Annotated in this window: 25 protein-coding genes; 12 read left to right on the top strand and 13 right to left on the bottom strand. The window is 69.7% G+C overall.

What is annotated here, in order from left to right:
• Positions 1 to 94: 94 nt before the first annotated feature.
• The gene (locus tag IEZ09_RS37020) at positions 95 to 1,336 is read right to left on the bottom strand and encodes a nucleotide disphospho-sugar-binding domain-containing protein (RefSeq protein ID WP_189258490.1); all 1,242 of its coding nucleotides are present in this window, start codon (positions 1,334 to 1,336) and stop codon (positions 95 to 97) included.
• A gap of 86 nt (positions 1,337 to 1,422) precedes the next feature.
• Between IEZ09_RS37020 and IEZ09_RS37015 the strand changes: the two genes are divergently transcribed.
• Together IEZ09_RS37015 and IEZ09_RS37010 are read left to right on the top strand one after the other, a co-directional pair.
• Positions 1,423 to 2,544, top strand: a complete 1,122-nt coding sequence (locus IEZ09_RS37015; protein WP_189258489.1) for a winged helix DNA-binding domain-containing protein — start codon at positions 1,423 to 1,425, stop codon at positions 2,542 to 2,544.
• The gene (locus IEZ09_RS37010) at positions 2,531 to 2,881 is read left to right on the top strand and encodes a hypothetical protein (RefSeq protein WP_189258488.1); all 351 of its coding nucleotides are present in this window, start codon (positions 2,531 to 2,533) and stop codon (positions 2,879 to 2,881) included. Before IEZ09_RS37015 ends, IEZ09_RS37010 begins: the two co-directional genes overlap by 14 nt.
• On the opposite strand, the gene IEZ09_RS37005 is transcribed toward IEZ09_RS37010, so the two are convergent.
• Positions 2,851 to 3,861 (bottom strand): MDR family NADP-dependent oxidoreductase, encoded by a 1,011-nt coding sequence (locus IEZ09_RS37005; RefSeq protein WP_189258487.1) that lies wholly within the window; start codon positions 3,859 to 3,861, stop codon positions 2,851 to 2,853. The genes IEZ09_RS37010 and IEZ09_RS37005 overlap by 31 nt on opposite strands.
• Before the next feature lie 62 nt (positions 3,862 to 3,923).
• Here IEZ09_RS37005 and IEZ09_RS37000 point away from each other — a divergent pair, with 62 nt between their 5' ends.
• The 4 genes from IEZ09_RS37000 to IEZ09_RS36985 are packed head-to-tail and all read left to right on the top strand — an operon-like array spanning position 3,924 to position 7,329.
• A complete protein-coding gene (locus IEZ09_RS37000; protein ID WP_189258486.1) occupies positions 3,924 to 4,358 on the top strand; it encodes a class I SAM-dependent methyltransferase in 435 nt (144 codons plus the stop codon).
• Between the two features lie 40 nt (positions 4,359 to 4,398).
• The gene (locus tag IEZ09_RS36995; RefSeq protein ID WP_189258485.1) at positions 4,399 to 5,379 is read left to right on the top strand and encodes an ATP-binding cassette domain-containing protein; all 981 of its coding nucleotides are present in this window, start codon (positions 4,399 to 4,401) and stop codon (positions 5,377 to 5,379) included.
• On the top strand, positions 5,376 to 6,170 hold the full coding sequence (locus IEZ09_RS36990; RefSeq protein WP_189258484.1) for an ABC transporter permease: 795 nt from the start codon (positions 5,376 to 5,378) through the stop codon (positions 6,168 to 6,170). The genes IEZ09_RS36995 and IEZ09_RS36990 overlap by 4 nt, the downstream gene beginning before the upstream one ends.
• Before the next feature lie 10 nt (positions 6,171 to 6,180).
• The gene (locus tag IEZ09_RS36985) at positions 6,181 to 7,329 is read left to right on the top strand and encodes a nucleotide disphospho-sugar-binding domain-containing protein (RefSeq protein WP_189258483.1); all 1,149 of its coding nucleotides are present in this window, start codon (positions 6,181 to 6,183) and stop codon (positions 7,327 to 7,329) included.
• 55 nt (positions 7,330 to 7,384) lie between these two features.
• Here IEZ09_RS36985 and IEZ09_RS36980 read toward each other — a convergent pair whose 3' ends face one another.
• Genes IEZ09_RS36980 through IEZ09_RS36965 form a run of 4 tightly spaced genes read right to left on the bottom strand, consistent with a single transcriptional unit; the run spans position 7,385 to position 10,963 of the window.
• Complete coding sequence (locus IEZ09_RS36980) at positions 7,385 to 8,290, bottom strand: NAD-dependent epimerase/dehydratase family protein (RefSeq protein ID WP_229813293.1); 906 nt, start codon at positions 8,288 to 8,290, stop codon at positions 7,385 to 7,387.
• The gene (locus tag IEZ09_RS36975) at positions 8,257 to 8,976 is read right to left on the bottom strand and encodes a class I SAM-dependent DNA methyltransferase (protein WP_189258482.1); all 720 of its coding nucleotides are present in this window, start codon (positions 8,974 to 8,976) and stop codon (positions 8,257 to 8,259) included. Before IEZ09_RS36975 ends, IEZ09_RS36980 begins: the two co-directional genes overlap by 34 nt.
• 38 nt (positions 8,977 to 9,014) lie before the next feature.
• Positions 9,015 to 9,737: a class I SAM-dependent DNA methyltransferase gene (locus IEZ09_RS36970; RefSeq protein WP_189258481.1), complete on the bottom strand. Its 723-nt coding sequence runs from the start codon at positions 9,735 to 9,737 to the stop codon at positions 9,015 to 9,017.
• Between the two features lie 14 nt (positions 9,738 to 9,751).
• On the bottom strand, positions 9,752 to 10,963 hold the full coding sequence (locus tag IEZ09_RS36965; protein ID WP_189258480.1) for a class I SAM-dependent methyltransferase: 1,212 nt from the start codon (positions 10,961 to 10,963) through the stop codon (positions 9,752 to 9,754).
• A gap of 232 nt (positions 10,964 to 11,195) precedes the next feature.
• On the opposite strand from IEZ09_RS36965, the gene IEZ09_RS36960 reads away from it, so the two are divergent.
• Both IEZ09_RS36960 and IEZ09_RS36955 read left to right on the top strand, forming a co-directional pair.
• Entirely contained in the window at positions 11,196 to 12,296 is a 1,101-nt protein-coding gene (locus tag IEZ09_RS36960; protein WP_189258479.1) for a DegT/DnrJ/EryC1/StrS family aminotransferase, read from the top strand.
• Positions 12,293 to 13,669 carry an alpha/beta fold hydrolase gene (locus tag IEZ09_RS36955; protein ID WP_189258478.1) on the top strand — a complete coding sequence of 459 codons (1,377 nt, stop codon included), beginning with the start codon at positions 12,293 to 12,295 and terminating at the stop codon, positions 13,667 to 13,669. The genes IEZ09_RS36960 and IEZ09_RS36955 overlap by 4 nt, the downstream gene beginning before the upstream one ends.
• 53 nt (positions 13,670 to 13,722) lie before the next feature.
• On the opposite strand, the gene IEZ09_RS36950 is transcribed toward IEZ09_RS36955, so the two are convergent.
• From IEZ09_RS36950 to IEZ09_RS36940, 3 genes are read right to left on the bottom strand one after another with little or no spacing between them, the layout of a single operon-like run.
• Positions 13,723 to 15,975: an ATP-binding cassette domain-containing protein gene (locus IEZ09_RS36950; protein ID WP_189258477.1), complete on the bottom strand. Its 2,253-nt coding sequence runs from the start codon at positions 15,973 to 15,975 to the stop codon at positions 13,723 to 13,725.
• Positions 15,976 to 15,998: 23 nt separating this feature from the next.
• Positions 15,999 to 17,108 carry an epoxide hydrolase family protein gene (locus tag IEZ09_RS36945; RefSeq protein WP_189258476.1) on the bottom strand — a complete coding sequence of 370 codons (1,110 nt, stop codon included), beginning with the start codon at positions 17,106 to 17,108 and terminating at the stop codon, positions 15,999 to 16,001.
• On the bottom strand, positions 17,105 to 17,836 hold the full coding sequence (locus IEZ09_RS36940) for an SDR family NAD(P)-dependent oxidoreductase (RefSeq protein WP_189258475.1): 732 nt from the start codon (positions 17,834 to 17,836) through the stop codon (positions 17,105 to 17,107). Before IEZ09_RS36940 ends, IEZ09_RS36945 begins: the two co-directional genes overlap by 4 nt.
• 137 nt (positions 17,837 to 17,973) lie before the next feature.
• On the opposite strand from IEZ09_RS36940, the gene IEZ09_RS36935 reads away from it, so the two are divergent.
• A complete protein-coding gene (locus IEZ09_RS36935) occupies positions 17,974 to 19,029 on the top strand; it encodes a glucose-1-phosphate thymidylyltransferase (RefSeq protein WP_189258474.1) in 1,056 nt (351 codons plus the stop codon).
• Positions 19,026 to 20,000, top strand: a complete 975-nt coding sequence (gene rfbB / locus IEZ09_RS36930; protein WP_189258473.1) for a dTDP-glucose 4,6-dehydratase — start codon at positions 19,026 to 19,028, stop codon at positions 19,998 to 20,000. Before IEZ09_RS36935 ends, rfbB begins: the two co-directional genes overlap by 4 nt.
• A 56-nt stretch (positions 20,001 to 20,056) precedes the next feature.
• Here the strand turns inward: rfbB and IEZ09_RS36925 are convergent, their stop codons facing one another.
• Complete coding sequence (locus IEZ09_RS36925; protein WP_229813292.1) at positions 20,057 to 20,482, bottom strand: nuclear transport factor 2 family protein; 426 nt, start codon at positions 20,480 to 20,482, stop codon at positions 20,057 to 20,059.
• 133 nt (positions 20,483 to 20,615) lie between these two features.
• Between IEZ09_RS36925 and IEZ09_RS36920 the strand changes: the two genes are divergently transcribed.
• Positions 20,616 to 21,086, top strand: coding sequence for an SRPBCC domain-containing protein (locus IEZ09_RS36920; RefSeq protein ID WP_189258471.1), 471 nt, complete (start codon positions 20,616 to 20,618; stop codon positions 21,084 to 21,086).
• A 57-nt stretch (positions 21,087 to 21,143) separates the two neighbouring features.
• On the opposite strand, the gene IEZ09_RS36915 is transcribed toward IEZ09_RS36920, so the two are convergent.
• The 3 genes from IEZ09_RS36915 to IEZ09_RS36905 are packed head-to-tail and all read right to left on the bottom strand — an operon-like array spanning position 21,144 to position 23,908.
• Positions 21,144 to 21,374 carry an ACT domain-containing protein gene (locus IEZ09_RS36915; protein ID WP_189258470.1) on the bottom strand — a complete coding sequence of 77 codons (231 nt, stop codon included), beginning with the start codon at positions 21,372 to 21,374 and terminating at the stop codon, positions 21,144 to 21,146.
• Positions 21,374 to 23,080, bottom strand: coding sequence for an acetolactate synthase large subunit (locus IEZ09_RS36910; RefSeq protein WP_189258469.1), 1,707 nt, complete (start codon positions 23,078 to 23,080; stop codon positions 21,374 to 21,376). Before IEZ09_RS36910 ends, IEZ09_RS36915 begins: the two co-directional genes overlap by 1 nt.
• Positions 23,081 to 23,092: 12 nt before the next feature.
• Positions 23,093 to 23,908, bottom strand: coding sequence for an AfsR/SARP family transcriptional regulator (locus IEZ09_RS36905; RefSeq protein ID WP_189258468.1), 816 nt, complete (start codon positions 23,906 to 23,908; stop codon positions 23,093 to 23,095).
• 251 nt (positions 23,909 to 24,159) lie between these two features.
• Here IEZ09_RS36905 and IEZ09_RS36900 point away from each other — a divergent pair, with 251 nt between their 5' ends.
• Positions 24,160 to 25,233 carry a sensor histidine kinase gene (locus tag IEZ09_RS36900; protein WP_189258467.1) on the top strand — a complete coding sequence of 358 codons (1,074 nt, stop codon included), beginning with the start codon at positions 24,160 to 24,162 and terminating at the stop codon, positions 25,231 to 25,233.
• The last annotated feature ends 8 nt before the right edge of the window (positions 25,234 to 25,241 follow it).

Raw genomic sequence — 25,241 nt, 5'->3', positions numbered from 1 at the left:
TGCTCCTGACCCAAGCCAGTTGATCACCTGTGTTGCGACGACCCCTCGAATCCACCCCTCACGTGGAGGAAGGAGCCCTTCATCGATGTCCGGGTCAGGCTCGGTGGGCGGCGGTCAGGCCCTCCAGCACGGGCACGATGTCGTTGGGGCTGGGCATGGCGAGCCACGAGGCGTGCAGCCGCTCCGTGCCGGCCGCGAACGCCGGGTCCTCGATGACCTGCATGAGCCGCTTCCGCATCTCGTCGACCGTCTGCTCGTCCTGGTCGATGGTCAGCCCGGCGCCGTTGTCGAGCGCGTAGCGGGAGTACGTGAACGACTCGAAGCCGCCGGAGTCGATGAGCTGCGGCACCTTGTGCGCGACGGCCGTGGTCAGCGTCCCGCCGCCGCCGTGGTGGATGATCGCCGAGCACGTGGGCAGCAGCTGACCGAGCGGCACGAAGTCCACAGTGGACACGTTGGGCGGGACGGTCTGCCCTGCCAGCTGCTCGGCGTTGAGGGTGGCGACGACCTCGATGTCCAGGCCGCCCACCATCTCGAGCATCGTCGCGATGGCCGCTTCCGGGCCGCCGATGTTGCGGTGCGACATGCCGAGCGTCAGTGCGACGCGGGGCTTCTCCGGCCTGCCGTAGAGCGACTCCGGCAACGTCTGCACGCCGGTGTACGGGATGCGGCGGACGGGGACCACCCTGGTGGCGGTCGGGATGCGCAGCTCCTCGGGGGTAGGGTCGATCGTCCACTGGCCGAGCAACAGGTCGTCGTCGAGCTCGACACCGTGCCGCTGCGCCAGCGGGCGCATCATCTCGACCAGCGGGTTGGCGTCGCGGGGCAGGTTCTCGACCGCCCAGCCGCAGTAGTCGGGGCCCCAGAGCTGCCGCGCGTGGGCCGCGCCGCTGACACGGGCCGCGATGGCCGCCGCCGGCCAGAGCATGTCCCACAGCACCAGGTCCGGCTTCCACGCCACCGCGAAGTCGACCAGGTCGTCGACGCCCGGCAGCCGGCCGGGGCCGTGGTGGAACATGCGCATCGACGTCATCAGGAAGGTGGCGAACATCGTCGCCGCCTCGCGCTCTGCGGGGTCGTCCGCGAACGCGTCGATGACGCGGTCCCGGTCCTCGTCGTCCAGCGTGAACCGCTGAACCGTCTCGTAGTCCAGCGAGGGCATGGTGTCCGGGTCACCCAGGCCGACCGCGTTGAGGCCCGCGGCGGTGATCGTGTCCGCGAGGTCGTGGGACGACGCGAAGCACACCTCGTGACCGGCTCCCTGCAACGCCCACGCGAGCGGGATGGCCGGGTAGAGATGCGATGCCGCTGGCCACACGGCGAACATCACGCGCATGGTGAACTCCTCGTTCTCGGTGTCACCGCCCAAACTCCCGCCCCGTGGTCGAGCACAGCTCGAGCCCCGCGCGTGATACTCGCGCCATGACGTGGAACGCAGTTGTCGCCAGGCGGCTCGATCGGCACGGGCTCGCCGCGCCCCGCGACTGGACGCCCGCGGACGCGGTGAGCGCGATGTGCGGTGCGCACGCGCAGGTGCTGTCCGCGGCCGAGCTGTCGGTCGGCCTGCGGGTGCCGGGAGCGACCCGCACGACCGTGCGCGAGGCGCTGTGGGAGGAACGCAGCCTGGTCAAGACCTACGGGCCGCGCGGCACCGTGCACCTGTTCGCTGCCCGCGACCTGCCGATGTGGACGGGCGCGCTGGACTCGATCCCGCCGGTGGCGAACCACTTCACCGCCGACGTGCGGATGTCGCCGGAGCAGGTCGACCAGGTCGTGGCGGCGATCGCGGAGATCCTCAAGGAGACCGAGATGACGCCGGACGAGCTGACCGGCGAGATCGTCGACCGGGTCGGCTCGTGGGCCGGCGACCTCGTGATGCCCGCGTTCCAGGGGTTCTGGCCGCGCTGGCGGCAGGCGATCTCGACCGCGGCCAACCGCGGCGCGCTCTGCTTCGGGCCCAACCGCGGCCGCAAGGTCACCTACACGAGCCCCCAGCGCTGGTTGCCCGGCTTCGAGCCGATGCCGGACGGGATGTCCGAGCTGCTGCGCCGGTACCTGCACGCCTACGGTCCGGTGACGCCGCAGCAGTTCGCGCAGTGGCTCAACGCTCCCCGCGGCTGGGCCACGAGCCTCTTCGAGTCCCTTGTGGACGAACTGGAACCCGTCGAGGTCAACGGCGCCAGGGCGTGGCAGCTCGCCGGGGACACGTGGGAGGACGCGACGCCCGGCGGTGTCCGGCTGCTGCCCTACTTCGACGCCTACACGGTCGGCTGCCACCCGCGGGAGCTGGTGTTCCCCGGCAAGGCCTTCGACCGCGCGCTCGCCGCCGGCCAGGCCGGCAACTTCCCGGTGTTGCTGGTCGACGGCGCGGTGTCCGGTGTGTGGCACCAGAAGCGGTCCGGCCGGAAGCTCGGCATCACCGTCGAGCCGATCGGCAAGATCGCGCGCAAGGCGGTGGAGGAGCAGGTCGAACGGGTCGCCGCGATTCTGGAAGGCACGCCGGCGCTGACCATCGGGACCGTGACCGTCGGTGCGCACGCCTGACACCGCGGGCGCCTGGACCGCCGAGGTGCGCAGGCCACGCGGAACGTTCACCCGCACCCTGCGCTTCACCTCCGACGGCAGGGCGTTCCTCGACCACGCGGGCGTCGGCACGTGGCACCGCACCGGCGACGGCTTCGCGTTCCGGATCACCGAACCGATCGTCGTGGACGGCCGGTGCACCGGCTGGGTCGCCATCGAGCAGCACGCCGTGTGGGACGGCGATTCCTTTGCCGCACAAGGCGTCTCGGTCGTGCACGACGCCACCGGCAACCCGGCCTACCGGGTGCCGGTGGCGATCACGGCACGTCACGAGATCCGCACGGCGATGTTTCCCTGATATTTGCCGGAGAGCAGGTCGAGCAGCGCACCGGGCGCGGCGTCGATGCCACCCTCCACAATGGTCTGCGGGAACACGAACTTCCCCTCCGCCAGCCACTGCGCGAAGTGGGAGGTCCAGTTCCAGATCTGCTCGGGCGTGTGGTAGGTCGCGTACGGGCGCAGCTCGAGGTGCTTGCAGATCGCGGTCATCAGGTCGAGCCTCGGCTGCCCGCCGGTGCCGCCGATCTGGCCGGACAGCGCACCGCACAACGCGAACCGCGCGTGCGGACGGGCGACCTGGATCGCGGCCTCGAACTGCTCGCCGCCGACGTTGTCGAAGAAGACCGAGATGCCGTCGGGCGCGTGCTTGCGCAACTGGTCGATGACGGGCCCGTCCTTGTAGTTGAACGCGGCGTCGTAGCCGAGCTCGCCGACCAGGAAGTCGATCTTCTCCTGACTGCCCGCGCTGCCGATCACCTTGGCGGCGCCCCGGTTCTTCGCGATCTGCCCCGCGAGCGAGCCGACGCCACCCGCCGCGCCGGACACGAACACGACGTCACCCTCGCCCACGCGCGCGATGTCGGCCATGCCGTAGTACGCCGTCGGTCCCTGGCTCAGGAAGTACGACGAGCTGGGGAACATCGAGGCGTCGACCTTGTAGTACTGCTCGGCGGGGCCGACGGAGTACTCGCACCAGCCGCCCATGGTCTGCACGGTGTCCCCGACGGCGAGGGCCGGGCTGTTGGACGCCACGACCGTGCCGACCTCGCCGCCACCGATGCGGCCGCCGACCTGGTACGGGGGAACGGGAAGCGGGCAGTCGGGTCGCATCAGGTCCTGGTACGCCGCGGCCACGAACACGAAGTCCGTGCGCACGACGACCTCGCCGTCGCCCGGCTCGGGCACGTCGACCTCGACCACCGAGAAGTACTCGGGCGAGATGGCGCCGTCCAGGTGCTTGAACAGCTGGACTTCCTTGGCCTTCTGGGGAATTTCCATGGGCAGATCGTCGTCGTCCCAGCTCGAGTGGCAGTCGAGGCGACCGCCCTAGCTTCGGGTGCGTGACTGCGAACGTCGACCAATCATTGGCGAAGATGACCGCGTTGTCGTCCTTCGACGAGTCCTCACCCGCAGGCACGTGGGTCGAGCGCTTTTCGGTGGACGGCGTGGAGAAGACCGGCACGCTGCACTTCACCCCGAACGGACGGGTGTTCATCATCGCGGGCCCGCCGCACGGCGGCGCTGGTGCTGGATCGTGGCGGCCGACCGGGGAAGGCACGTTCTCGTACCGGATCGCCGAACGGATCCTGGGCCCCGGCGGGGAGTTCATCGGCTGGGTCGACATCGACCACGAGGCCGTTCAGGACGGGGACTCGTTCTCCAGCACCGGTGTCTCGCGCGTCTACGACGCCGAGGACCAGCTGGTGACGACCGTCGCAATGCGTGCGGACGGGACTCGAGTGCGGCTTGAGGGCGGATCGACCACCGCCTCCTAGGTTTCGCACGTGGTCCCATATCTGGACAAGGGAGAAAGTCATGACTGAAGCGATCGTCGCCGAAGGGCTGACGAAGCGTTTCGGTGATGTCGTCGCGCTGGACGGCCTGAGCCTCTCGGTGAAAGAGGGCACGGTGCTGGGTGTGCTCGGGCCGAACGGCGCCGGCAAGACGACCACCGTGCGTGTGCTCGCGACCCTGCTGCGGCCCGACTCCGGACGCGCCGTCGTCAACGGCGTCGACGTGCTCGCGAACCCCATGGCGGTGCGCCGCCAGATCGGCCTGTCCGGTCAGTACGCCGCCGTCGACGAGGACCTCACCGCCCAGGAGAACCTGGAGATGATCGGCAGGCTGTACCACCTCGGGTGGGGTGCGGCCCGCAAGCGCGCGGTGGAGCTGCTGGAGCGCTTCGACCTCGCCGACGTCGCCGGGCGTTACGTGAAGGGCTTCTCCGGCGGTATGCGACGCCGCGTGGACCTCGCGTGCGCGCTCGTCGCGAAGCCGTCCGTGCTGTTCCTGGACGAGCCCACGACCGGTCTCGACCCGCGGGCCCGCGTGGGCCTGTGGGAGGTCATCACGGAACTCGTGGCGCAGGGCAGCACGTTGCTGCTCACCACGCAGTACCTGGAGGAGGCCGACCAGCTGGCCGACCGGATCGCGGTCATCGACCACGGCAGGGTCATCGCGGAAGGCACGCCGGACAAGCTGAAGTACGACCTCGGCGGCGACCGGCTGGAGCTCACCGTCGCGTCGGCGTCCGACGTGACGCCCGCGCGGGACGCGATCGCCCGGATCGCCAACGGCGACATCACCGTCGACGAGGAGATCCACCAGCTGATCGTGCCGGTGACCAACGGCCCGGAGGCGCTGCCCGCCGCGATCCGGTTGCTGGACGACGCGAACGTGACCGTCATCGGCACGAACGTTCGTCGCCCCAGCCTGGACGAGGTGTTCTTCGCGCTCACCGCGAAGACGCCCGAGGTGGCCGCCGAGCCCGAGCTCGCGAAGGAGGCCGTGGCATGAGCATCGCCTACGCCATCAACGACAGCCTTGCGCTGACCCACCGCAACCTCGTCAAGAACCTGCGCAACCTCACGATCATCGTGTGGGGCGCGTTCGTGCCGATCCTGACCGCGCTGCTGTACGCGTTCGTGCTCGGCAGCGCGATCGAGATCCCCGGTGTCTCCTACCGCGAGTACATGGTCGTCGGCATCCTGGTGAACTCGGTGCTGACGGCGTCGACGAACACCGCGGTCGGCATCGGTGAGGACATGAAGAAGGGCCTCATCGACCGGTTCCGCTCGCTGCCCATCGCCCAGCCCTCCGTCCTCATCGGACGGACGACGAGCGACGTGCTGAACGTCGTGCTGACGGTCGCCCTGATGGCGCTCACGGGCCTGGCGATCGGCTGGCGCATCCGTTCGTCGTTCCTCGACGCGCTGGCCGGCTTCGCTCTGCTGCTGCTCTTCGCCTACGCCGCGATGTGGATCACCGCGTGGATCGGCGTGCGGTCGAAGTCGGTGGAGGTCATGGCGAACTCGCTGTACCTGTTCCTGATGCCGCTGGTGTTCGTGTCGAACGCGTTCGTGCCCACCACCGGCATGCCGGGGTGGCTGCGCCCGATCGCCGAGTGGAACCCGGTGTCGGCCGTGGTCTCCGCCTGCCGGGTGCTGTTCGGCAACATGCCGCCGGCGACGGAGGGCGCGTGGCCGATGGTGAACCCGATCGCCGCCACGCTGCTGTACGTGGCCGTCATCCTGCTGATCTTCGTCCCGCTCGCCACCCGCCGGTTCAAGAAGACCGTCGGCCAGTAAGGAGAAAACCGTGCGCGTGTTGTTCATCACCGGCGGTGGCACCGGACCGCTGCACGCCCTGGCGCCCTTCGCTATGGCCACCCGTAGCGAAGGGCACGAGGTGATCGTGGCAGCGCCCGACGACCACGTGCAGCAGCTCGTGGACGTCGGCCTGCCCGCGGTCGGCGTGTCCAAGCTCGGCCTCTTCGACGCCATGTTCATCGACCGCAAGGGAAACCGCCTCGACCGCCCGATCGGCCCCGAGGCCGAGCTCGAGTTCGCGAGCCGCGGGTTCGCCCGCATGGCAGCCGACTCCTACGGTGCCATCTCCGAGCTGGCGCGGGCCTGGCGGCCGGACATCGTGGTCGGCGGCACCCGCAACTACGCGGCCGCGCTGATCGGCAACCAGCTCAAGATCCCGTACGTGTGCCAGGCGTGGGACGGCATCGAGCGCGTGCCGAGCGACCTCGTGTACGCGAGCGACGAGCTGTCGCCCGAGCTGACCGAGCTGGGCCTCGACCGGATTCCCAAGGAAGACCTGTTCGTCGCGATCACCCCGCCGAGCGTCCGCCCCGCCGACGCGGAGCCCGCGCAGTACATGCGCTGGCTGCCGGGCAACCGGCAGATGGCGCTCGAACCCTGGATGTACACCAAGGGCGACCAGCGGCGGGTCCTGATCACCTCCGGCTCCCGTGCCGCGATGATCCCGGACCTCGGCGTGAACTTCTTCAAGCCGCTGCTGGAGAACCCGGTGTTCGCCGACGTCGAGCTGATCATCCCGACCCCGGAGAAGGTGGCCGAGCAGCTGCGCGAGCTGCGTCCCGGCCTGCACACCGGCTTCTTCCCGCTCGACATCATCGTGCCCACCTGCGACCTGATGGTGCACCACGGCGGTGGCGTGACGAGCGCGACGGCGTCCAACGCCGGCGTGCCCCAGCTGGTGCTGGCCGACATGATCGCCTCGGCCGACCCGACCCGCCGGATCGACGCCTACGGCGCCTCGATCACGTTGCTGCTCAAGGACGCCACGCCCGACGACGTGGCCCAGGCCGCGCAGAAGATGCTGACCGACCCGTCCTACAGCGTCCGGGCCCGCGCCCTCCAGCAGGAGATCGCGAACCTGCCCCGTCCGTCCGACGTCGTCAAGGTCATGGAGGACCTCGTCGCCGCCAACCGCTGACCCTCCCCCACCACGAAGGCCGCCTTCCCCGTCCGGGAAGGCGGCCTTCGGCGTTTCACGAACAGGACTTCCAGAAGGCGGTGACCGCGTCGCGCAGCGAGTGCCGCGGCCGCCAGCCGAGCAGGTCGTGTGCCGCGGTGGTGTCGATCTGCAGCCAGCTCGACTTCGCGCGCCAGCCGGTGTCGATGTCCCGTTCCACGACGTGCGCGGGCACCCCGCTCACCTCGATGAGCAGGTCGACCAGGGACCGCACGGGGACGGCCTCGCCGCGGCCGATGCCGATGATCTCGGCGGAGACACCGGAGTGCGCGGCGGCGACGGCAGCGGACGCCACGTCGCGCACGTCGACGTAGTCGCGAAAAGCCGACAGGGGCGCCAGTTCGACGTCGCGGCCTGCCAGCAGCGCGGAGGCGACCTGGCCGAGCAGGCTCGTCTCGGGCAGACCCGGTCCGACCGCGTTCGCCACCCGCAACACGACGCCGCCGGAGGCGACCACAAGGCGGGCGGCGGCGAGTTTCGCGACGCCGTAGGAGGTGTCGGGCCGCTCCGGCGTCGAACGGCCAGCGGACTCCCCGTGCGGAATCGGGCCGTACTCCAGCACGGAGCCGAGGTGCACCAGCCGTGGCCGCACGGGCAGCAGCGACAGGGCGGCCTGGAGGTTCTCGGTCAGCGCGAGACAGCGGGTCGCCATGTCCTCTTCGGACAGTCCCCAGCTGCTCCCCGTCGCGTCCACGACCACCGCGCACGAACCGAGGACCCCGGCGAGTGTCTCCGCCGAGGTCCTGGACAGGTCGAGCGCGCGAAAACGAGGTGCCGGCGGTGGCTTTCGCGCCACCGCCAGCACCTCGTGTCCCGCGGCCGTGAACGCATCGCACACATGGCGGCCCACGAAACCCGTGCCGCCGAGCACGATCACGTCCGGCATGGTCAGCCCGCCGCGCGGGCGACCCAGAGACCCCACGGGAAGCCGTCGATCTCCTGGTGTTCCGCGACCGCACCCGCCGCCGCGAACCCCGCGGCCAGCTGCTCGCGGGTGAACAGGGTCAGCTGGACCTTCTCGGTGAAGTCGCGCAGGCCGGCGCCGGAGTCGGCGACGGCGTAGTGCACGACCATCTCGATGCGGTCGTCGGCGATGCGGCGGGCGTGCGACAGGCGGACGATCGCGCCGTCCTCCTTCGTCATCAGGTCGCTCGCCACGTGGCCGTCGTTGAACCCGTCACCGTCGTACCAGGGTTCGATCACGAGCACGCCGCCGGGGTTGAGGTGCTTGAGCAGACCCCTGATCAGCGCCTCGAACTCGTCCGCCGACTCCAGGTGCGGGATCGCGCACAGGCTGGTGATCGCGTCGAACTTGCGGCCGAGATCGATCTCCTCGCGGAAGTCGACCCGCAGCGTTTTCAGGCCCTCGATGCGGCCGGCGGCGAAGGCGAGCATCTCCTCCGAGTAGTCCGCGCCGACCACGTCGTCGAACTGCTCGGCCAGGAACTGCAGGTGCAGTCCGGTTCCCGTGCCGAGGTCCAGCAGGGACTCCGCGTCCGGCGCGTGCTCGCGGACCACCCGCGCCACGTCGAGCGCCTGCGTCTTGAAGTCCTTGCCCCTGCTCTGCATGAGCAGGTCGTAGGTCTCGACGTAGTCGTCCTTGTACATGTGTCACACCGCTTTCGTTGGGTTCGGCTTCGTTTTCGTCACGCCGCCGCGCGTGCGACCCAGAGGCCCCAGGCGAAGCTGTCGCGCTCGACGTGCTCGGCCACGGCGCCCGCGGACGCGAAGCAGGCAGCCAGCTGCTCGCGGGTGAAGAGCGACAACCGGACCTGTTCGGTGAACTCGCGCAGGCCCTCGCCGGGGTCGGCGACGGCGTGGTGCACGACCATCTCGATGCGGGCGGCACCGATCCGGCGCGCGTGGGACAACCGGACGATCGCGCCGCCGTTCTCCTTGCTCATCCGGTCGCCGGCCACGTAGCCGTCGTGGAACTCGTCCGGCCCGTACCAGGGTTCGATCACCAGCACGCCGCCGGGGTTGAGGTGCTTGAGCAGTCCTGCGATCAGCGCCTCGAACTCGTCGGCCGACTCCAGGTGCGGGATGACCCACAGGCAGGAGATGGCGTCGAACGTGCGGCCCAGGTCGATCTCCGCGCGAGCGTCCACGCGCAACGTCGCCATCCCGGGAACACGCTTGGCCGCCAAGGCCATCATGTCCGCGGAGATGTCCGCGCCCACCAGGTCGTCGAACTCCTCGGCGAAGAACTGCGCGTGCAGGCCGGTTCCGGTGCCGAGGTCCAGCAACGACGCCGCCTCCGGCAACCGTTCGCGGATCTCCCGCACCACACCGAGCGCCTGGGTCCGGTAGGCCTTGCCCCGGCTGCGCATCAGCAGGTCGTACGTCTCGACGTAGTCGTCGTTGTACATGTCTCACACCGCTTTCAGACGACGTGGACCTCGGGCACGTACAGGATCCACTTGCCGCCGTTGGCGCGGAACTCCTTCTCCTTGGCCATGATCTCCTCGGCGTGGTTCCACGCGAAGAGCAGCGCGTAGTCCGGATAGGACCGTGCGAACACCTCGGCGGGCTCGACCGGGATGTGCGTGCCCGGCGAGAGCCGGTGCTGCTTGGCGGGCGTCGTGTCGCACACGTACGAGACGAGCTCGGGGCCGATGCCGCAGAAGTTCGTGACGGTGGCGCTCTTGGCCGTGGCACCGTAGGCGGCGACGGTCTTGCCCTCGTCCTTCAGCTTGCGCAGCAACGCGATCAGGTCGGTCCGGATCTTCGCGACGTTCGCCGCGAACCGTTCCAGCGTCGCGAGGTCCGACAGGCCGTCCTCCTCCGCGACCAGCGCGGCGACGGCGGGGCTCGGCGTGCGGGCACCGGCGCGGGCGAGGGTGTAGCGCACCTCGCCGCCGTGCACGGGCAGCCGGGTGACGTCGACCAGCTCCAGCCCGAACCGCTCGGCCATCGCCTGCACCGACCGCGCGGTGAAGAAGAAAAAGTGCTCGTCGTAGATCTGGTCGAACGACGTCTTCGCGACGATGTCACCGAGGTACGGGTCCTCGAACACGAACACGCCGTTCGGGCCGAGCAACGCGTCGACACCGCGCAGGATCGAGTCCATGTAAGGGATGTGGCACAGCGTGTTCGCCGCGTAGATCACGTCCGCGGGCCCGTCCGCCTCGTGGATCCCGATCGCGGTCTCCTCCTCGAAGAACGCGTTGAGCACCCGGATACCCTGCGCCGCCGCGATCTTCGCCACGCCACCGGACGGCTCGACGCCGAGGTGACGCACGCCAGCGTCCTTGACGGTGCCGAGCATGATGCCGTCGTTGCAGCCGAGTTCGACGACGAACGGGTCGGCGGAGGTCAGCTCGCGCTCCAGGAAACCGCGTGCGGTGGCGGCGAAGTGCTCGCGCATCACCGACGAACCCGAGGAGTGGTACGGGTAGTCCTCGTGGAACATGCGGTCGCGCGGCACCTCCTCGACCAGCTGCACCATCGTGCACGACTCGCACACGCCGACGGCGAGCCGGTAGAAGAACTCCCCGTCGGTGTCCTGCGGCCTGAGGAAGGCGTCGGACAGCGGCTGCCTGCCGAGGTCGAGGAACTCCGTCACGGCGCTCTCGCAGATCCGGCACTTGCTCATCGTCGTGCTCCTTCGCATTCCCCTGACAACTTCGCAGGTGGCACCGTGTCACCGTGCGCTTGAACCAGGCTCGTGCCGCGACCGCCGGCGCTCGCGATGAACGGCGCATTTGTTCACCTCAGGTGGACGAATGCGCCGTTCATCGGGTGCTCGTGCGCCACGACACCCGCGCTGGAGACCGGTGCAGCGAGGTTTGAGCGAGTCGCGATCGCGGCCCGACAGCATGAGGTCCATGACCACGTATGTCTGGGACTATCTGCGGGAGTACGAGAGCGAGCGCAAAGACCTGCTCGACGCCGTCGAGACGGTCTTCGGTTCCGGGCAGCTGGTGCTCGGTGACAGCGTTCGCGGCTTCGAGGAGGAGTACGCCGCCTGGCACGGCGTGCGGCACTGCACCGGTGTCGACAACGGCACGAACGCGCTCAAGCTCGCACTGGAGGCGCTCGGCGTGGGACCGGGCGACGAGGTGATCACCGTGTCCAACACGGCGGCGCCGACCGTGCTCGCCATCGTCGGCGCCGGTGCCACACCGGTGTTCGTCGACGTGCGCGAGTCGGACTTCCTGATGGACACCGACCAGGTCGCGGCCGCGATCACGCCGCGCACCAAGGCGTTGCTGCCGGTGCATCTGTACGGCCAGTGCGTCGACATGACGCCGTTGCAGCGGCTGGCGAGCAAGCACGGCCTGAAGATCCTCGAGGACTGCGCACAGGCGCACGGCGCACGCCACCACGGCGAGCTCGCCGGCACGATCGGGGACGCGGCCGCGTTCTCCTTCTACCCCACCAAGGTGCTCGGCGCGTACGGCGACGGCGGTGCCGTCATCACCGACGACGCGCAGGTCGACGCGAACATGCGCAGGCTGCGCTACTACGGCATGGACAAGGTCTACTACGTCGTGCAGACGCCCGGCCACAACAGCAGGCTGGACGAGGTGCAGGCGGAGATCCTGCGCCGCAAGCTCGTCCGGCTCGACGAGTACGTCGCGGGCAGGCAGCGCATCGCGCAGCGGTACGCCGAGGCGTTGGGCGACGTCCTCACGCTGCCGCAGGTGACGCCGGGCAACGAGCACGTCTACTACGTCTACGTCGCGCGCCACCCCGACCGGGACCGGATCATCGAGGAGCTGAAGAAGCACGACATCGCGCTCAACATCAGCTACCCGTGGCCGGTGCACACGATGACCGGGTTCGCGCACCTCGGCTGGGCCGAGGGCTCGCTGCCGGTGACCGAGAAGCTCGCCGGGGAGATCTTCTCCCTGCCCATGTACCCGTCGCTGCCGACCGACGTGCAGGACAGGGTGATCGACGCGGTGCGGAAGGTGCTCGCATGAGTCTGTTGTGGACGGTCATCGACGGCGTCGAGCACACGACGCTCCAGGTGCCCCTGGACTACGCCGAGCCACACGGCGAGCAGATCACCCTCGCACTCACCCGGCGGCGCGCCGCGGACCCGGCCCGTCGGCGCGGCGTCCTGCTGTCGGTCAACGGCGGTCCCGGCGGCGACTCCGGTCTCGGCCGCGACCTGCCGTCGGTGTTCGAGGGCACGCCGGTGCACGAGGTCTACGACCTGATCGGCTTCGACCCCCGCGGCACGGGCGCCTCCACACGGCTGTACGCCGACGTCGTGATCCCCAAGGCGCCCTTCGACTCCCGGCCGCCGGACAGCGCGTTCCCCGTGCTGGCCGAGGACATGCGCGTGCGCGAGCTCGCCTGCCAGCGGGCCGGTGCGGACATGCGGCCGCACGTCAGCACCCGCAACACCGCTCGGGACATGGGCTCGATCCGCGTCGCGCTCGGCGAGGAGAAGATCTCCTTCGTCGGCTACGCCTACGGTTCCTACGTCGGCGCCGTGTACGGCAGCATGTTCCCGTCCGGCCTCGACCGCAGCGTGCTGGACTCGTGCGTCAACCCCGAGTGGACGTGGCACGAACAGTTCCTCTCGCAGGGCGATGCGATCCAGCGCAACGTGGACCAGTGGGCGGCCTGGACCTCGCAGCGCCACCGGCACTTCGGCCTCGGCACGTCACCGGCCCAGGTGCTCACGCGCGTCGAGGAAGCCGTCACGAACCTGGAGTCGTACGGCATCCGCCTGCGCACCCTGTTCGACGGCGCGGTCGGTGTTCAGGCCGGCGACCGCAGCAGGTGGGAGAACCTCGCGGTCCTGGTGAAGGAGCTGCGGAACGCGACGGAGGACCAGGCCCAGCGGCTGCTGGCCGCTCAGGGCACCTGGCGCTCCTTCGACGCGGAGGGCGAGCTGCGCATTGCCGTGCTGGAGGCCGTCACGCTGGAACACGCGTGGCCGTCGGACATCGAGGTCTACTACGCGCAGATGCGCGACTTCCGCAAACGCTTCCCCTACGGCTACGGCGTCCTGCGCGCACAACCGTGGGTCGGGGCCTTCCGCACGTTCGAGCTGCGGGAAGACCCCGCCGAGATCACCCGCGACGGCTACCCGGTCGGCCTGGTCGTCCAGGCCGACGGCGACGCGATGGACCACTACGAGGGCGGCGTCGCCATGGCGGAACGCCTCGGCAGCCACCTGATCACCGTCGAGGACTCCGGCGACCACGAGGTCTACGCGTTGTGCGCCAACCCTCACGTGGACACGCTGGTGAACCGCTACCTGGTCGACGGTGAGCTGCCGGCGCCGCGCACGGTCGTGCCCGGCACAACGCCCCGGCCGGACGTCCCCGCCGACGCCTGAACCCCCTCCCCCGCCGGGCGCCGCCTACCCCTCAGGCGGCGCCCGGCATCTTTTCAGGCCTGGCGGTAGCGCTTGAGGTGCTTGCCGGTCAACGAGGTGCGCGACTTGAGCAGCTGGGCGGGCGTGCCCGTGAACACGACCTCACCACCGTCACGACCACCGCCGGGACCGAGGTCGACGACCCAGTCGGCCTGCTGCACGACGTCCAGGTTGTGCTCGATCACGATCACCGTGTTGCCCTTGTCCACCAGCCCGTTCAACAGACCGAGCAGAGTGTCCACATCGGACATGTGCAGGCCGGTGGTCGGCTCGTCCAGCACGTAGATTCCCGCCGTCCGGTTGAGCTGGATGGCGAGCTTGATGCGCTGGCGCTCACCGCCGGACAGCGTGCTGAGCGGCTGGCCGAGCGTGAGGTAGGGCAGGCCGACGGAGACGAGCGACCGCAGCTTCGCGGCGAGATCCCGTTCCGGGAAGAACTCCAGCGCCTCCTCGGCGGGCAGCTCCAGCACGTCCGCGATCGACAGCCCGCGCAACCGGTGCGCCAACACCTCCTCCTTGAACCGCCGGCCGTCACAGGTCGCGCAGTGGGTGGTCACCGGGTCCATGTAGGCGAGCTCGGTGATGATCACGCCCCGGCCCTTGCAGTCCGGGCAGGCGCCCTCGGAGTTGAAGCTGAACAACGAGGCCGGTGCGCCACTCGCCTTGGCGAACAGCTTGCGGATCGAGTCCATCATCCCGAGGTACGTCGTGGGCGTGGACCGCGAGGACGCCGTGATGGCGGACTGGTCCACGAAGATCGCGTCGGGGTAGGTGTTCATGAACACGTCACCGATGAGCGTGCTCTTGCCGGACCCCGCGACACCGGTCACCACCGTCAGCACACCGGTCGGAATGCTGACCGAGACGTTCTTCAGGTTGTGCAGGTTCGCTCCCACCACAGGCAGCTCGCCGGTGGGCTGGCGGAACGACGACTTGATCGCGGTGGACCTGCGCAGCCCTTCCCCGGTGGGCGTCTTCGCCTTGCGCAGCCCCGCGAACGTGCCCTCGAAGACGATCTGGCCGCCGTGCACGCCCGCGCCGGGACCGACGTCGACGACGTGGTCGGCGATCTCGATGACGTCCGGGTCGTGCTCGACCACCAGCACCGTGTTCCCCTTGTCCCGCAACGCGCGCAGCAGGTCGTTCAGCATGCCGACGTCACGGGGGTGCAGCCCGGTGCTGGGCTCGTCGAAGATGTAGGTGAGACCGGTGAGGCTGCTGCCGAGGTGCCGCACCATCTTCAGCCGCTGCCCCTCACCGCCGGACAGCGTGCCGGTGGACCGGTCGAGGCTCAGGTAACCGAGCCCGATCTCCTCGATCCGTTCCAGCGCGGCGCGAACGGTGTCGACGAGAGAACGCACCGCCGGGTCGGTGATGGCGGACACGGCCTTGATCAGTTCGCTGATCTCCATGCGCGACCACTCGGCGATGTTGCGGCCGTCGATCCTGGCGGCGAGCGCGGCGGCGTTGAGCCTCGCGCCCTCGCACTCCGGACAGGTGCCCTCGGTGATGAACGGCAGCACCGACTCCCGCGTCCGCTCGCTCACCTTGCTCAGGTCGCGCTTCAGGTTGAAGCGGGCGAACCGGTCGGCGACACCCTCGTAGGCCACCTCCTGCGATCCCTTGGTGGTCTTGATGCGGACCGTGCCGCCGGTGCCGTGCAGCAGGGTGCGCATCTCCTGCTTCGTGTAGTCGCGCAACCGCTTGTCCGGGTCGAACTTCCCGGAGTTGGCCCACCGCTGCCACTCGATGCTGCCGACACCGTGGGCCGGCAGCAGGATCGCGCCCTCGTTCAGCGACTTGGACAGGTCGAGGATCCGGTCCGCGGCGAGCTGCGTCGTCACGCCGAGGCCGTCGCACTCGGGGCACATGCCGCGCGGGTCGTTGAACGAGAACGACGACACGAGACCGTCGGACGGCTCGGCACAACGCGCGAACAGCACGCGGATCATGGCGTAGATGTCGGTCATCGTGCCGACCGTCGAGCGGGCGTTGCCGCCGACGGGGTTCTGGTCCACGATGACCGCCGTCGTCAGGCCTTCGATCTCGTCGACGTGCGGGCGCTCGTAGCGCGGCAGCTGGTTGCGGATGAACCAGGTGAACGTGCTGTTGAGCTGGCGCTGTGCCTCGATCGCGATCGTGTCGAACACGATCGAGGACTTGCCGGAGCCCGACACGCCGGTGAAGACCGTGATCTTGCCCTGGGGGATGGTCAGCGAGACGTCCTTGAGGTTGTGCTCACGCGCGCCGAGGATGCGGATGTCCATGCGGGCACGCTAGGGGCACGCGCTCAAGCCAGGCTCGAGAAGAACGACCGCAGCTCGCCCACCAGCACGTCCGGCTGTTCCAGTGCGGGGAAGTGCCCGCCGCGCTCGTGGTCGACGAACCGGCGCAGGTCGGTGAACCGTCCGGCGATCCACGGCTGAGGCATGCGCCCGTCCTTGGGGAAGTTGGACACCGCGGCAGGCACGGCGACCGGGCCGAGCGCGAGCTTGTTCTGGCTCTCCCAGTAGATCCGCGCCGACGACGCACCGGTCGCGGCGAACCAGCCGACGCTCACGGCGTCGAGCAGCCGGTCGCGCGGGATGACCTGTTCGACGGAACCGTCGTGGTCGCTCCACGCCCAGTACTTCTCGACCATCCACGCCAGCTGCGCGACCGGCGAGTCGGTGAGGCCGTAGCCGAGGGTCTGCGGCCGGGTGGTCTGGATGACCGAGTACCCGCCCTCCTGCTGCTGGAACTCCTTCATCGCGGCGAGCCCAGCGTAGTCCTTTTGCGACAGTTCGACCTGCTCCTCCGGCGGCCGCGCGAACGGCATCGTCAGGTGGATGCCGAGCAGCTGCCCGGTGTCGGTCTCCCCCATGATCGCCGTGATGAACGAGCCCCAGTCGACGCCGTGCGCGGCGTACCGCTCGTAGCCGAGCGAGGCCATCAACGTCTGCCACGCGGTGGCGATGCGTTCCGCGGTCCAGCCTGGGCCGGACGGCTTGTCGCTGAACCCGAAGCCGGGCAACGAGGGCGCCACGACGTGGAACGCGTCCGCCGGGTCCGGCGGGTCGACCAGCGGGCCGATGACGTCGAGGAACTCGACGACCGAACCGGGCCAGCCGTGGCTGATCAGCAACGGCGTGGCGTCCGGGTGCGGGGAGCGCACGTGCAGGTAGTGGATCCCGAGACCGTCGATCTCGGTGCGGAACTGGGGCAGGGCGTTCAGCCGCGCCTCGGTCTTGCGCCAGTCGTAGGACGTGCGCCAGTACTCGGCCAGCTCCCGGGCGTACGCGAGCGGCACGCCCTGGCCGCGCTCGGTCTCCGCCTCCGGCCAGCGCGTGCGCGCGAGCCGTTCGTGCAAGTCCACAACGGACTCTTCCGGGATCTCGACGCGGAACGGTTCGTGCGTCATGACTCACCTCCGATGTCGAGTCCACCGTCGACGGTGACGACCTGGCCGGTCACCAGCGGGCTGGCGGCCAGCTGGGTGATCCACGGCGTGATGTCCTCCGGCTCGGCCACCCGGCCGAGCGGGATCTTGTGCGCGACGCCGGCGAAGAGGCCCTCCACCTGCTCGGGGCTCAACCCGTTGGCGGCATAGGCCTCCGTGCGGACGAAGCCGGGCGCGACGGCGTTGACCCGGATGCCGAGCGGCGCGAGTTCGGCCGCCCAGCTGCGGGTGAAGCTGTGCACCGCGGCCTTGCTCGCCGAGTACAGCGAGCTCGACGGACCGGGGTTGTGGCCGCCGCGGCTCGACACCAGCACGATCGCACCGCCGGGTGAGCGCAGCTGCGGCAGCAGCCGGGAGGTCAGCAGCACCGGCCCGAGCACGTTGGTCTCCAGGACGTCCCGCGCGGTCGCGAGGTCCAGTGCGGCGAGCGGGGTGAAGCGGAAGATCCCCGCGTTGTGCACCAGCACGTCCACCTGGCCGCGCACGGCCTCGGCGACGGCGTCCGCTCCGGCCGCCGTGGTGACGTCGGCGGCGACGGGCACGATCGCGGGGTGCAGGGCGGCGACTTCTTCGAGTCGTTCCTTGCGACGGCCGGTGATGATCACGTTGGCGGCGCCGAGCCCGGCGAACGCGAGCGCTGTGGCGCGCCCGATCCCGGTGCCCGCGCCGGTCACGACGACGGTCTCCATGCGGGGAAACCTTCCAGCGGCCGCTCGACATCCGCTCGAATCCGCCGCTGGGCCAACCCGACCAGTCAGTCTCCAGTGCTGCCCAACCCCTCGACAACATGCTGGCCCCACGAGCAAAGCTGCTGAGGAGAAAGCACATGAAAGCACTCGTGTTGGCCGGAGGCCTGGGCAGCCGGCTACGTCCGTTCAGCCACACCATGCCGAAACAGCTCATCCCGATCGCCAACAAGCCGGTCATCGAGCACGTGATGGACAACCTGCGCGCGATCGGCGTCCGCGAGGTCGGGATGATCGTCGGCAACCGGCGGGAAGAGCTCGAGTCGAAGCTCGGCGACGGATCGGCGCTGGGCGTGGACATCACCTACATCCAGCAGGACGAGCCGCTCGGGCTGGCGCACTGCGTGCTGATCGCGCGTGACTTCCTCGCCGACGACGACTTCGTGATGTACCTGGGCGACAACATGCTCATCGACGGCATCGAGGAGATCGCCGACGAGTTCCGCACCACGCGGCCGACCGCGCAGGTCGTCGTGCACAAGGTCGCCGACCCGCGCGCGTTCGGCGTCGCCGAGGTCGACGAGAACGGCCGCGTGAGGCAGCTCGTGGAGAAGCCGAGCGAGCCGCGCAGCGACCTCGCCGTCATCGGCGTCTACTTCTTCACCCCCGCCGTGCACACCGCCGTCGAGCGGATCACGCCGAGCGCCCGCGGTGAGCTGGAGATCACCGACGCGATCCAGTGGCTGGTGGCCGAGGGCATGGACGTCCGCGCTCGCATCTACTCCGGCTTCTGGAAGGACACCGGGCGCGTCGAGGAGGTCCTGGACTGCAACCGGGAGTTGCTCGACCGGCTCACCGCGACGGTGCGCGGCGAGGTCGACGAGCAGAGCCAGATGGTCGGCGCCGTCGTGGTCGAGGAGGGCGCACGGGTGCTGCGCTCGCGCATCGTCGGACCGGCGATCATCGGTGCGGGGTCGCTCGTCGAGGACAGCACGGTCGGCCCGCACACCACGATCGGCGAGGACTGCCTGCTGCGCGGCGCCGGCATCGGCTACTCGATCCTGCTCGACGGCGCGTCGGTCGACAACGTGCGGGGCGTGCACGGCTCGGTCATCGGCCGGGAGGCCAGCGTGGCGTCCGCCGAGCGCAACCGGCTGGTCGTCGGCGACCACTCCAGCATCGAGGTGCCCGCGTGAAGGTCTTCGTCACCGGTGGCGCCGGCTTCATCGGTTCGCACTACGTGCGGACGCTGCTCGACGGCGGCTATCCGGGGTTCGAGAACGCCGAGGTCACCGTCCTGGACAAGCTCACCTACGCGGGCAACCGGGAGAACCTGCCCGCACAGCACCCGAGGCTGACGTTCGTGCACGGCGACGTGTGCGACCTGCCCGCGTTGCTGGAGCTGTTGCCGGGCCACGACTACGTGGTGCACTTCGCCGCCGAGTCGCATGTGGACAGGTCGCTGACGGACGCGTCGGCGTTCATCCAGGCCAACGTCGCGGGAACCCAGTCGCTGCTGGACGCGTGCGTCGCGGCCGGGGTGCGGCGGATCGTGCACGTGTCGACGGACGAGGTGTACGGGTCGATCGACTCCGGCGAGTGGACCGAGGAGTCGCCGCTGCTGCCGAACTCGCCGTACGCGGCGTCGAAGGCGTGCAGCGACCTGATCGCGCGGGCGTACTGGCGCACCCACGGCCTCGACCTCTCGATCACCCGGTGCTCCAACAACTACGGCGCGTACCAGCACGTCGAGAAGCTCATCCCGCTGTTCACCACGAACCTCCTCACGGGCGTGCCGGTGCCCCTGTACGGCGACGGCGCGAACATCCGCGAGTGGCTGCACGTCTCCGACCACTGCCGGGCGATCCAGCTGGTGCTGGAGCGGGGCCGCGCGGGCGAGGTGTACAACGTCGGCGGCGGCAACGCCCGCACCAACAAGCAGATCACCGAGCTGTTGCTGGAACTGTGCGGCGCGGACGAGAGCCTGGTGCGGCGGGTGCCCGACCGCAAGGCGCACGATCTGCGCTACGCCCTGGACGAGACGAAGATCCGCACCGAGCTGGGGTACGAGCCGCTGGTGTCGTTCGAGCAGGGCCTGGCCGAGACGGTCCGCTGGTACGTCGACAACCCGGCGTGGTGGAAGCCGGTGAAGGAACGCCAGCGCTGAACGCGCAACGGGAAGAGGGCGTGACCGCGGTGGTCACGCCCTCTTCCCGTGTGCCGTCACGCGGCCGCGGCCGGCCGGTCCCGGTGGATCGTGCGGGACCTGGTGTAGAGCTCACCGTCGAGGCGCACCAGCACGTCCTCGATCGCGAACGTCGGCTCGAACGTCACGTTGCCGTCGGCGTCGGTTCGCGTGACGAGCGAGCAGTACGACACCGCGAGGGTGTTCTCGTCCACCTCTTCGATCAGGTAGTGGTCGTTCCAGTGCCGCACGGCGGCACCCGCGTACCTCGGCAGCGCGAGCTTGGCGCCCGCGATCAGCGCGGCCCTGCCCTCGACCCGCTCACCGCGGTGGGCGTGATCGGTCACGCCGTCCTCGGTGAACGTCCCCGCGTACCCCTCGACGTCCAGCGCGTCCAGCAGCCGCATCTGGCGCGCGTAGAAGTTCAGTACCTCGACGTGCACCTGCACGCTGACTCCAGCCACGACAGCTCCTCCCGATTCGTCTGCCACCACGATGCGCGAACCGGCTGGAAACCCGCTCAAGTTCCGTTCCATTCCACGTCCACCCGCGCGGGCGAAGCTGGCTCACGAAACCGTTGACGTACAAGGAGGTCTCATGTCCGAGCAGGTGCCCGACGTCAGCAAGTCGGTCACGGTGCAGGCCTCACCGGAACAGGCCTTCAAGATCTTCACCGAACGGCCGCTCGAGTGGTGGCCCTCCTCGCACGTGTTCGTCGCGCAGCGCGAGTCGATCACCTTCGAGGGCAGGGTCGGCGGCAGGTACTTCGAGCGCGGCGCGGACGGCGAGGAGATCGCCTGGGGTGTCATCACCGAGTGGGAACCGGGCAGGCGCCTGGTGATGACCTGGCGGGTCGGCCCGAACTGGCGGCCGATCTTCGACGACGAGAAGGCGAGCTTCATCGAGGTCGACTTCACGCCGAAGGGCGACGACACCGAGGTCCGGCTCACGCACGCCCAGCTGCACCGGCACGGCGAGATCGCCTCGTTCATCCACGCGGCCCTCGACGGCCCCAGCCCCGGCGAGACCCTGGAGAAGTTCGCGAAGGTCGTCGCCCAGCACGTCTGAGAACGATGAAGGGCTCCTTCATCCACGTCAGGTGGATGAAGGAGCCCTTCATCGCTCTCAAGCCGCGGAGACCTCGCAGAGGTCGACTACGCGGCGCAGCTGGTGGACCAGCTGGTCCACCGAGCGGCCCTCGCGCAGCCGCACCTGGACGTCCAATCTGGACAGACCGTCAGCGTCGGCGGGGTTGAGGCTCAACGACTCCACGGCGACGTCGCGCGTGGAGAACAACACCACGACCCGCGCCAGCGCGCCGGGCTTGTTGCGCAGCAACAGGGACAGCCGGTGCATCAGAGGTCCTCCCCCGTGTCGGAGTCGCACAGCGGCCGCAGACCACGTGCGGTCATGATCTCGTCGTTGCCCGTGCCCGCGGCGACCATCGGCCACACCTGGGCGTCCGCGCCGACGACGAAGTCGATCACCACCGGCCGGTCGCGCACGGCCATCGCCTCGCGCACCACGTCGTCCACCCCCGGCCGCGACGAGCACCGCAGGCCGACGCAGCCCATCGCCTCCGCCAGCAGCGCGAAGTCCGGTGTCGAGCCGAGCGAGGTCTGCGAGTACCTGCTGCCGTAGAACAGGTTCTGCCACTGCCTGACCATGCCGAGGTTGCCGTTGTTGATCACCGCGACCTTGATCGGCAGGCCCTCCAGCGCGCACGTCGCCAGCTCCTGGTTGGTCATCTGGAAGCAGCCGTCGCCGTCGATCGCCCACACCTGCCGGTCCGGCGCGCCGCACACGGCACCCATCGCGGCGGGCACGGCGAAGCCCATCGTGCCGAGCCCGCCGGAGTTGATGAACGACCCCGGCCGCTCGTAGCGCACGAACTGCGCCGCCCACATCTGGTGCTGGCCGACCCCGGAGGTGTAGATCGCCTCCGGCCCGACGAGCTCGCCGATCCGGGAGATCACGTACTGCGGTGCGAGCGAGCCGTCCTCCGGCCAGTCGTAACCGAGCGGGAACGTCGTCCGCAGCCCGTCCAGGTACGCCCACCACGCGCCGAGGTCGCCACCCGTGGTGACAGAAGCGTTCAACGCGCGCAACACGTCACGGCAGTCGCCGACCAGCGGCACGTCGGCCCTGCGGTTCTTGGAGATCTCCGCGGGGTCGATGTCCGCGTGCACGACGAGCGCCTCCGGTGCGAACCGCGCGAGCGACCCGGTCACCCGGTCGTCGAACCGCGCTCCCAGTGCCACCAGCAGGTCCGCCTTCTGCATCGCCGCCACGGCCGCGACCGTGCCGTGCATGCCCGGCATGCCGAGGTGCTGCGGGTGCGAGTCGGGGAAGGCCCCGCGCGCCATCAGCGTCGTCACGACGGGCACGCCGGTGCGTTCCGCGAGCTCCAGCAGAAGAGCCGCGGCACCGGCACGCACCACTCCGCCGCCGACGTAGAACACCGGCCGCTCGGCGCGGGCCAGCAGGTCCGCCGCCTGGCGCACCCCAGCGGGATCGAGCCGTGGCCGCACGACGACGGGCGGCTCGGGCTCCGTCCACGCGGCGGGTGCGGCGAGGACGTCCTTGGGCAGGTCGACCAGCACCGGACCTGGTCTGCCGGACGCGGCGAGGGTGAACGCCTCGGCGATCACGTGCGGGATGTCGTCCGGATCGGTCACCTGGTAGCTGTGCTTGGTGATCGGCAGCGTGATGCTGCGGATGTCCGCCTCCTGGAAGGCATCCGTCCCGATCACCGGTCTGGCCACCTGGCCGGTGATCGCCACCACCGGCAACGAGTCCAGGTAGGCGTCGGCGAGCGGCGTCACCAGGTTCGTCGCGCCCGGCCCCGACGTCGCCATGCACACGCCGACCCTGCCGGTCGCCTGCGCGTAGCCGGAGGCCGCGTGCCCGGCGCCCTGTTCGTGCCTCGTCAGCACGTGCCGGATCTTCGCCGAGTCGAACAACGGGTCGTAGGCGGGCAGGATCGCCCCGCCGGGAATGCCGAACACCGTCTCGCACCCGACGGCCTCGAGTGCCTTGATCAATGCCAGCGCACCGTTCATGACGTCGGCGGGCTAACCGGCGAGCTGACGTTCCAGCGACTTCACGGACATCGACGTGTCCAGCGCCGGATCCGAGCTGAGGATCGCGCGCTGCAACTGCCGCAGCCGCATCGACGGTTCGAGGCCCAGCTCCTCGATCAACGTGTCGCGCAGCGCCTGGAAGGCCTCCAGCGCCCGCCACTGCCTGCCGGAGCGGTACAGGGAGAGCATGTACTGCGCGCAGAGGTTCTCGTGCATCGGGTGCTGCGCCGTGAGCATCGACAGCTCGCTGATCATCGACTGGTGCCTGCCCAGCCGGAGATCGGCGTCGATGCGCGACTCCAGCACGCCGAGCCGGCTCTCCTGCAGCCGGGTGACCTCCATGGCGAGCTTCGTGCCGACCTGGACGTCGACCAGCACCGGTCCGCGCCACACCTCGAGCGCCTGGCCGAGCAGCCGGGACGCGGACTCGAGGTCACCGGTCTCCATCGCGCGCTGGCCCGCCGTGGCGAGCCGCTCGTAGCTGCGGACGTCGACGTTCTCCGGCGCCACGTTGAGCAGGTAGCCGCCGTAGCGGGTGACCAGCACGTCCTTCGCCGCCGCGACGTCCTCTCCCGGCATCGCCGCGTTGATCTTGCGGCGCACCTGGAGCACGTAGGTCTGCAACGTCGTGAGCGCACTGCGCGGCGGGGCCATCCCCCACAGCTCTTCGATGAGCGTGGGCACGGTGACGACGTGACCGGCCTGCAGCGCGAGCAGTGCGAGCAGCTGCCGCGGCTTGCTCGCGGTCGGCGTGATGGACACGCCGTTCTCACGGGCTTCCAGCGGTCCCAAAACCTTGATCTCCATCGGTCCTTCCCCCTGTCGACCAGTACGGGATCTGCACTTCAAGTGCACCCGAGCAGCGCTTGTGCACGCCACGGAGCACGGCACGAGTCCTCAGTGGCGTGGTCCTGTGCGACCACGTGAGAAATTCACGCAGTGATCATGTGAACGCGCTCCGTGTTCACCGCTACGACGGCCGTTGTTCCGCCGTAGGATCACGTTCATCGACAACGGGCACCTGTGGGGGTGAGGCATCCGTGGGTCGTTCAGGTGGCATGGCCGCTGTCACTACGCCGACGGCATCGCATGTCACGCGGACAACCGTGCTGATCGTGTGCGGCCTCGCACTGGTCGACGCGGCCCTCGTCTTCACGCGGGACCTCGATCCGCTCCGGTCGACGTTCGAGATCGCGGCCGTTGGCGCCGTGACGGCGCTTCAGCTCGCGTACTTCAGCCGCCCGTTCGTCACGGTGCGCCCACCGCTGGGGCACGTCCTGCTGGCGGTGCAGGCCGCTCTGGTGATCGGGCCGGTGCTGGCGTTCGGCCACCCGCCCGCCGGCACGACCGGCTTCGTCGCGGCCAGCGCGCTGGTCGTGTGGCCCAAGGCGGCGGGGCTGGGGATCGTCGCGGCGACGGTCGTGTTCGGCGCACTCATGCAGCCCTCGCCGGCGCAGATGGCGCTGTCCGCGGTCGCGACGACGACGGTGGCACTGCTGTTGTACGGCCTGCCGTGGTTCGCGGAGCTGGTGCAGAACGTCAGGAACGCGCACCGGGCGGAACGCGCCCGCGTCTCCCGCGACCTGCACGACCTGCTCGGCTACAGCCTCTCGGCGATCAAGCTGAAGAGCGAGCTGAGCCACCGGCTGCTGCTCGACGACCCCGACCAGGCACGGGGCCAGCTGGAGGAGATCGTCGACGTCGCGGGCCACGCGCTGGCCGACGTGCGCGCCGTCGCGCACGGGTACCGGCCGATGTCGTTCGAGGAGGCGTCCACCTCGGCCCAGGCGCTGCTCGCGGCGGCCGGCGTGGACGTGCGGGCGTCCGTCGAGCACGACTCGCTGCCGGACGAGGTGGAGACCGTGCTCGCCACCGTGCTGCGCGAAGGCGTGACGAACGTGTTGCGGCACAGCAAGGCCGAGGAGTGCCACATCAACGTCCGGCAGACCACGAACGTCGTCGTGCTGGACATCATCAACGACGGCGTGCGCGAGGACGAGGCCGACCCGACCAGCAGCGGCCTGCAGAACCTCGCGGAGCGGGTGGACCAGGTGAGCGGCGAACTCGTCGCCCGGCGCACCGACGACGGCCGTTTCCACCTGCGCAGCACGATCCCCCTGGTGCGCGACTGAGCGGTGGC

It is taken from the genome of Lentzea flava, assembly GCF_014648475.1.
Classification (GTDB): Bacteria; Actinomycetota; Actinomycetes; order Mycobacteriales; family Pseudonocardiaceae; genus Lentzea; species Lentzea flava.
Note: the sequence above shows the minus strand (reverse complement) of the source record. Positions and strands in the feature narration are given on the sequence as shown.

Bases quoted from the DNA above. Each gene is read 5' to 3' on its own strand.
- IEZ09_RS37015 (WP_189258489.1), top strand. From the start codon at position 1,423: ATGACGTGGAACGCAGTTGTCGCCAGGCGGCTCGATCGGCACGGGCTC.
- IEZ09_RS36990 (WP_189258484.1), top strand. From the start codon at position 5,376: ATGAGCATCGCCTACGCCATCAACGACAGCCTTGCGCTGACCCACCGC.
- IEZ09_RS36935 (WP_189258474.1), top strand. From the start codon at position 17,974: ATGAAAGCACTCGTGTTGGCCGGAGGCCTGGGCAGCCGGCTACGTCCG.
- IEZ09_RS37020 (WP_189258490.1), bottom strand. From the start codon at position 1,336: ATGCGCGTGATGTTCGCCGTGTGGCCAGCGGCATCGCATCTCTACCCG.
- IEZ09_RS36955 (WP_189258478.1), top strand. From the start codon at position 12,293: ATGAGTCTGTTGTGGACGGTCATCGACGGCGTCGAGCACACGACGCTC.
- IEZ09_RS36900 (WP_189258467.1), top strand. From the start codon at position 24,160: ATGGCCGCTGTCACTACGCCGACGGCATCGCATGTCACGCGGACAACC.
- IEZ09_RS36965 (WP_189258480.1), bottom strand. From the start codon at position 10,963: ATGAGCAAGTGCCGGATCTGCGAGAGCGCCGTGACGGAGTTCCTCGAC.
- IEZ09_RS36905 (WP_189258468.1), bottom strand. From the start codon at position 23,908: ATGGAGATCAAGGTTTTGGGACCGCTGGAAGCCCGTGAGAACGGCGTG.
- IEZ09_RS36920 (WP_189258471.1), top strand. From the start codon at position 20,616: ATGTCCGAGCAGGTGCCCGACGTCAGCAAGTCGGTCACGGTGCAGGCC.
- IEZ09_RS36915 (WP_189258470.1), bottom strand. From the start codon at position 21,374: ATGCACCGGCTGTCCCTGTTGCTGCGCAACAAGCCCGGCGCGCTGGCG.
- IEZ09_RS36975 (WP_189258482.1), bottom strand. From the start codon at position 8,976: ATGTACAAGGACGACTACGTCGAGACCTACGACCTGCTCATGCAGAGC.
- IEZ09_RS36950 (WP_189258477.1), bottom strand. From the start codon at position 15,975: ATGGACATCCGCATCCTCGGCGCGCGTGAGCACAACCTCAAGGACGTC.
- IEZ09_RS36940 (WP_189258475.1), bottom strand. From the start codon at position 17,836: ATGGAGACCGTCGTCGTGACCGGCGCGGGCACCGGGATCGGGCGCGCC.
- IEZ09_RS36910 (WP_189258469.1), bottom strand. From the start codon at position 23,080: ATGAACGGTGCGCTGGCATTGATCAAGGCACTCGAGGCCGTCGGGTGC.
- IEZ09_RS36995 (WP_189258485.1), top strand. From the start codon at position 4,399: ATGACTGAAGCGATCGTCGCCGAAGGGCTGACGAAGCGTTTCGGTGAT.
- IEZ09_RS36960 (WP_189258479.1), top strand. From the start codon at position 11,196: ATGACCACGTATGTCTGGGACTATCTGCGGGAGTACGAGAGCGAGCGC.
- IEZ09_RS36970 (WP_189258481.1), bottom strand. From the start codon at position 9,737: ATGTACAACGACGACTACGTCGAGACGTACGACCTGCTGATGCGCAGC.
- IEZ09_RS37005 (WP_189258487.1), bottom strand. From the start codon at position 3,861: ATGGAAATTCCCCAGAAGGCCAAGGAAGTCCAGCTGTTCAAGCACCTG.
- IEZ09_RS36945 (WP_189258476.1), bottom strand. From the start codon at position 17,108: ATGACGCACGAACCGTTCCGCGTCGAGATCCCGGAAGAGTCCGTTGTG.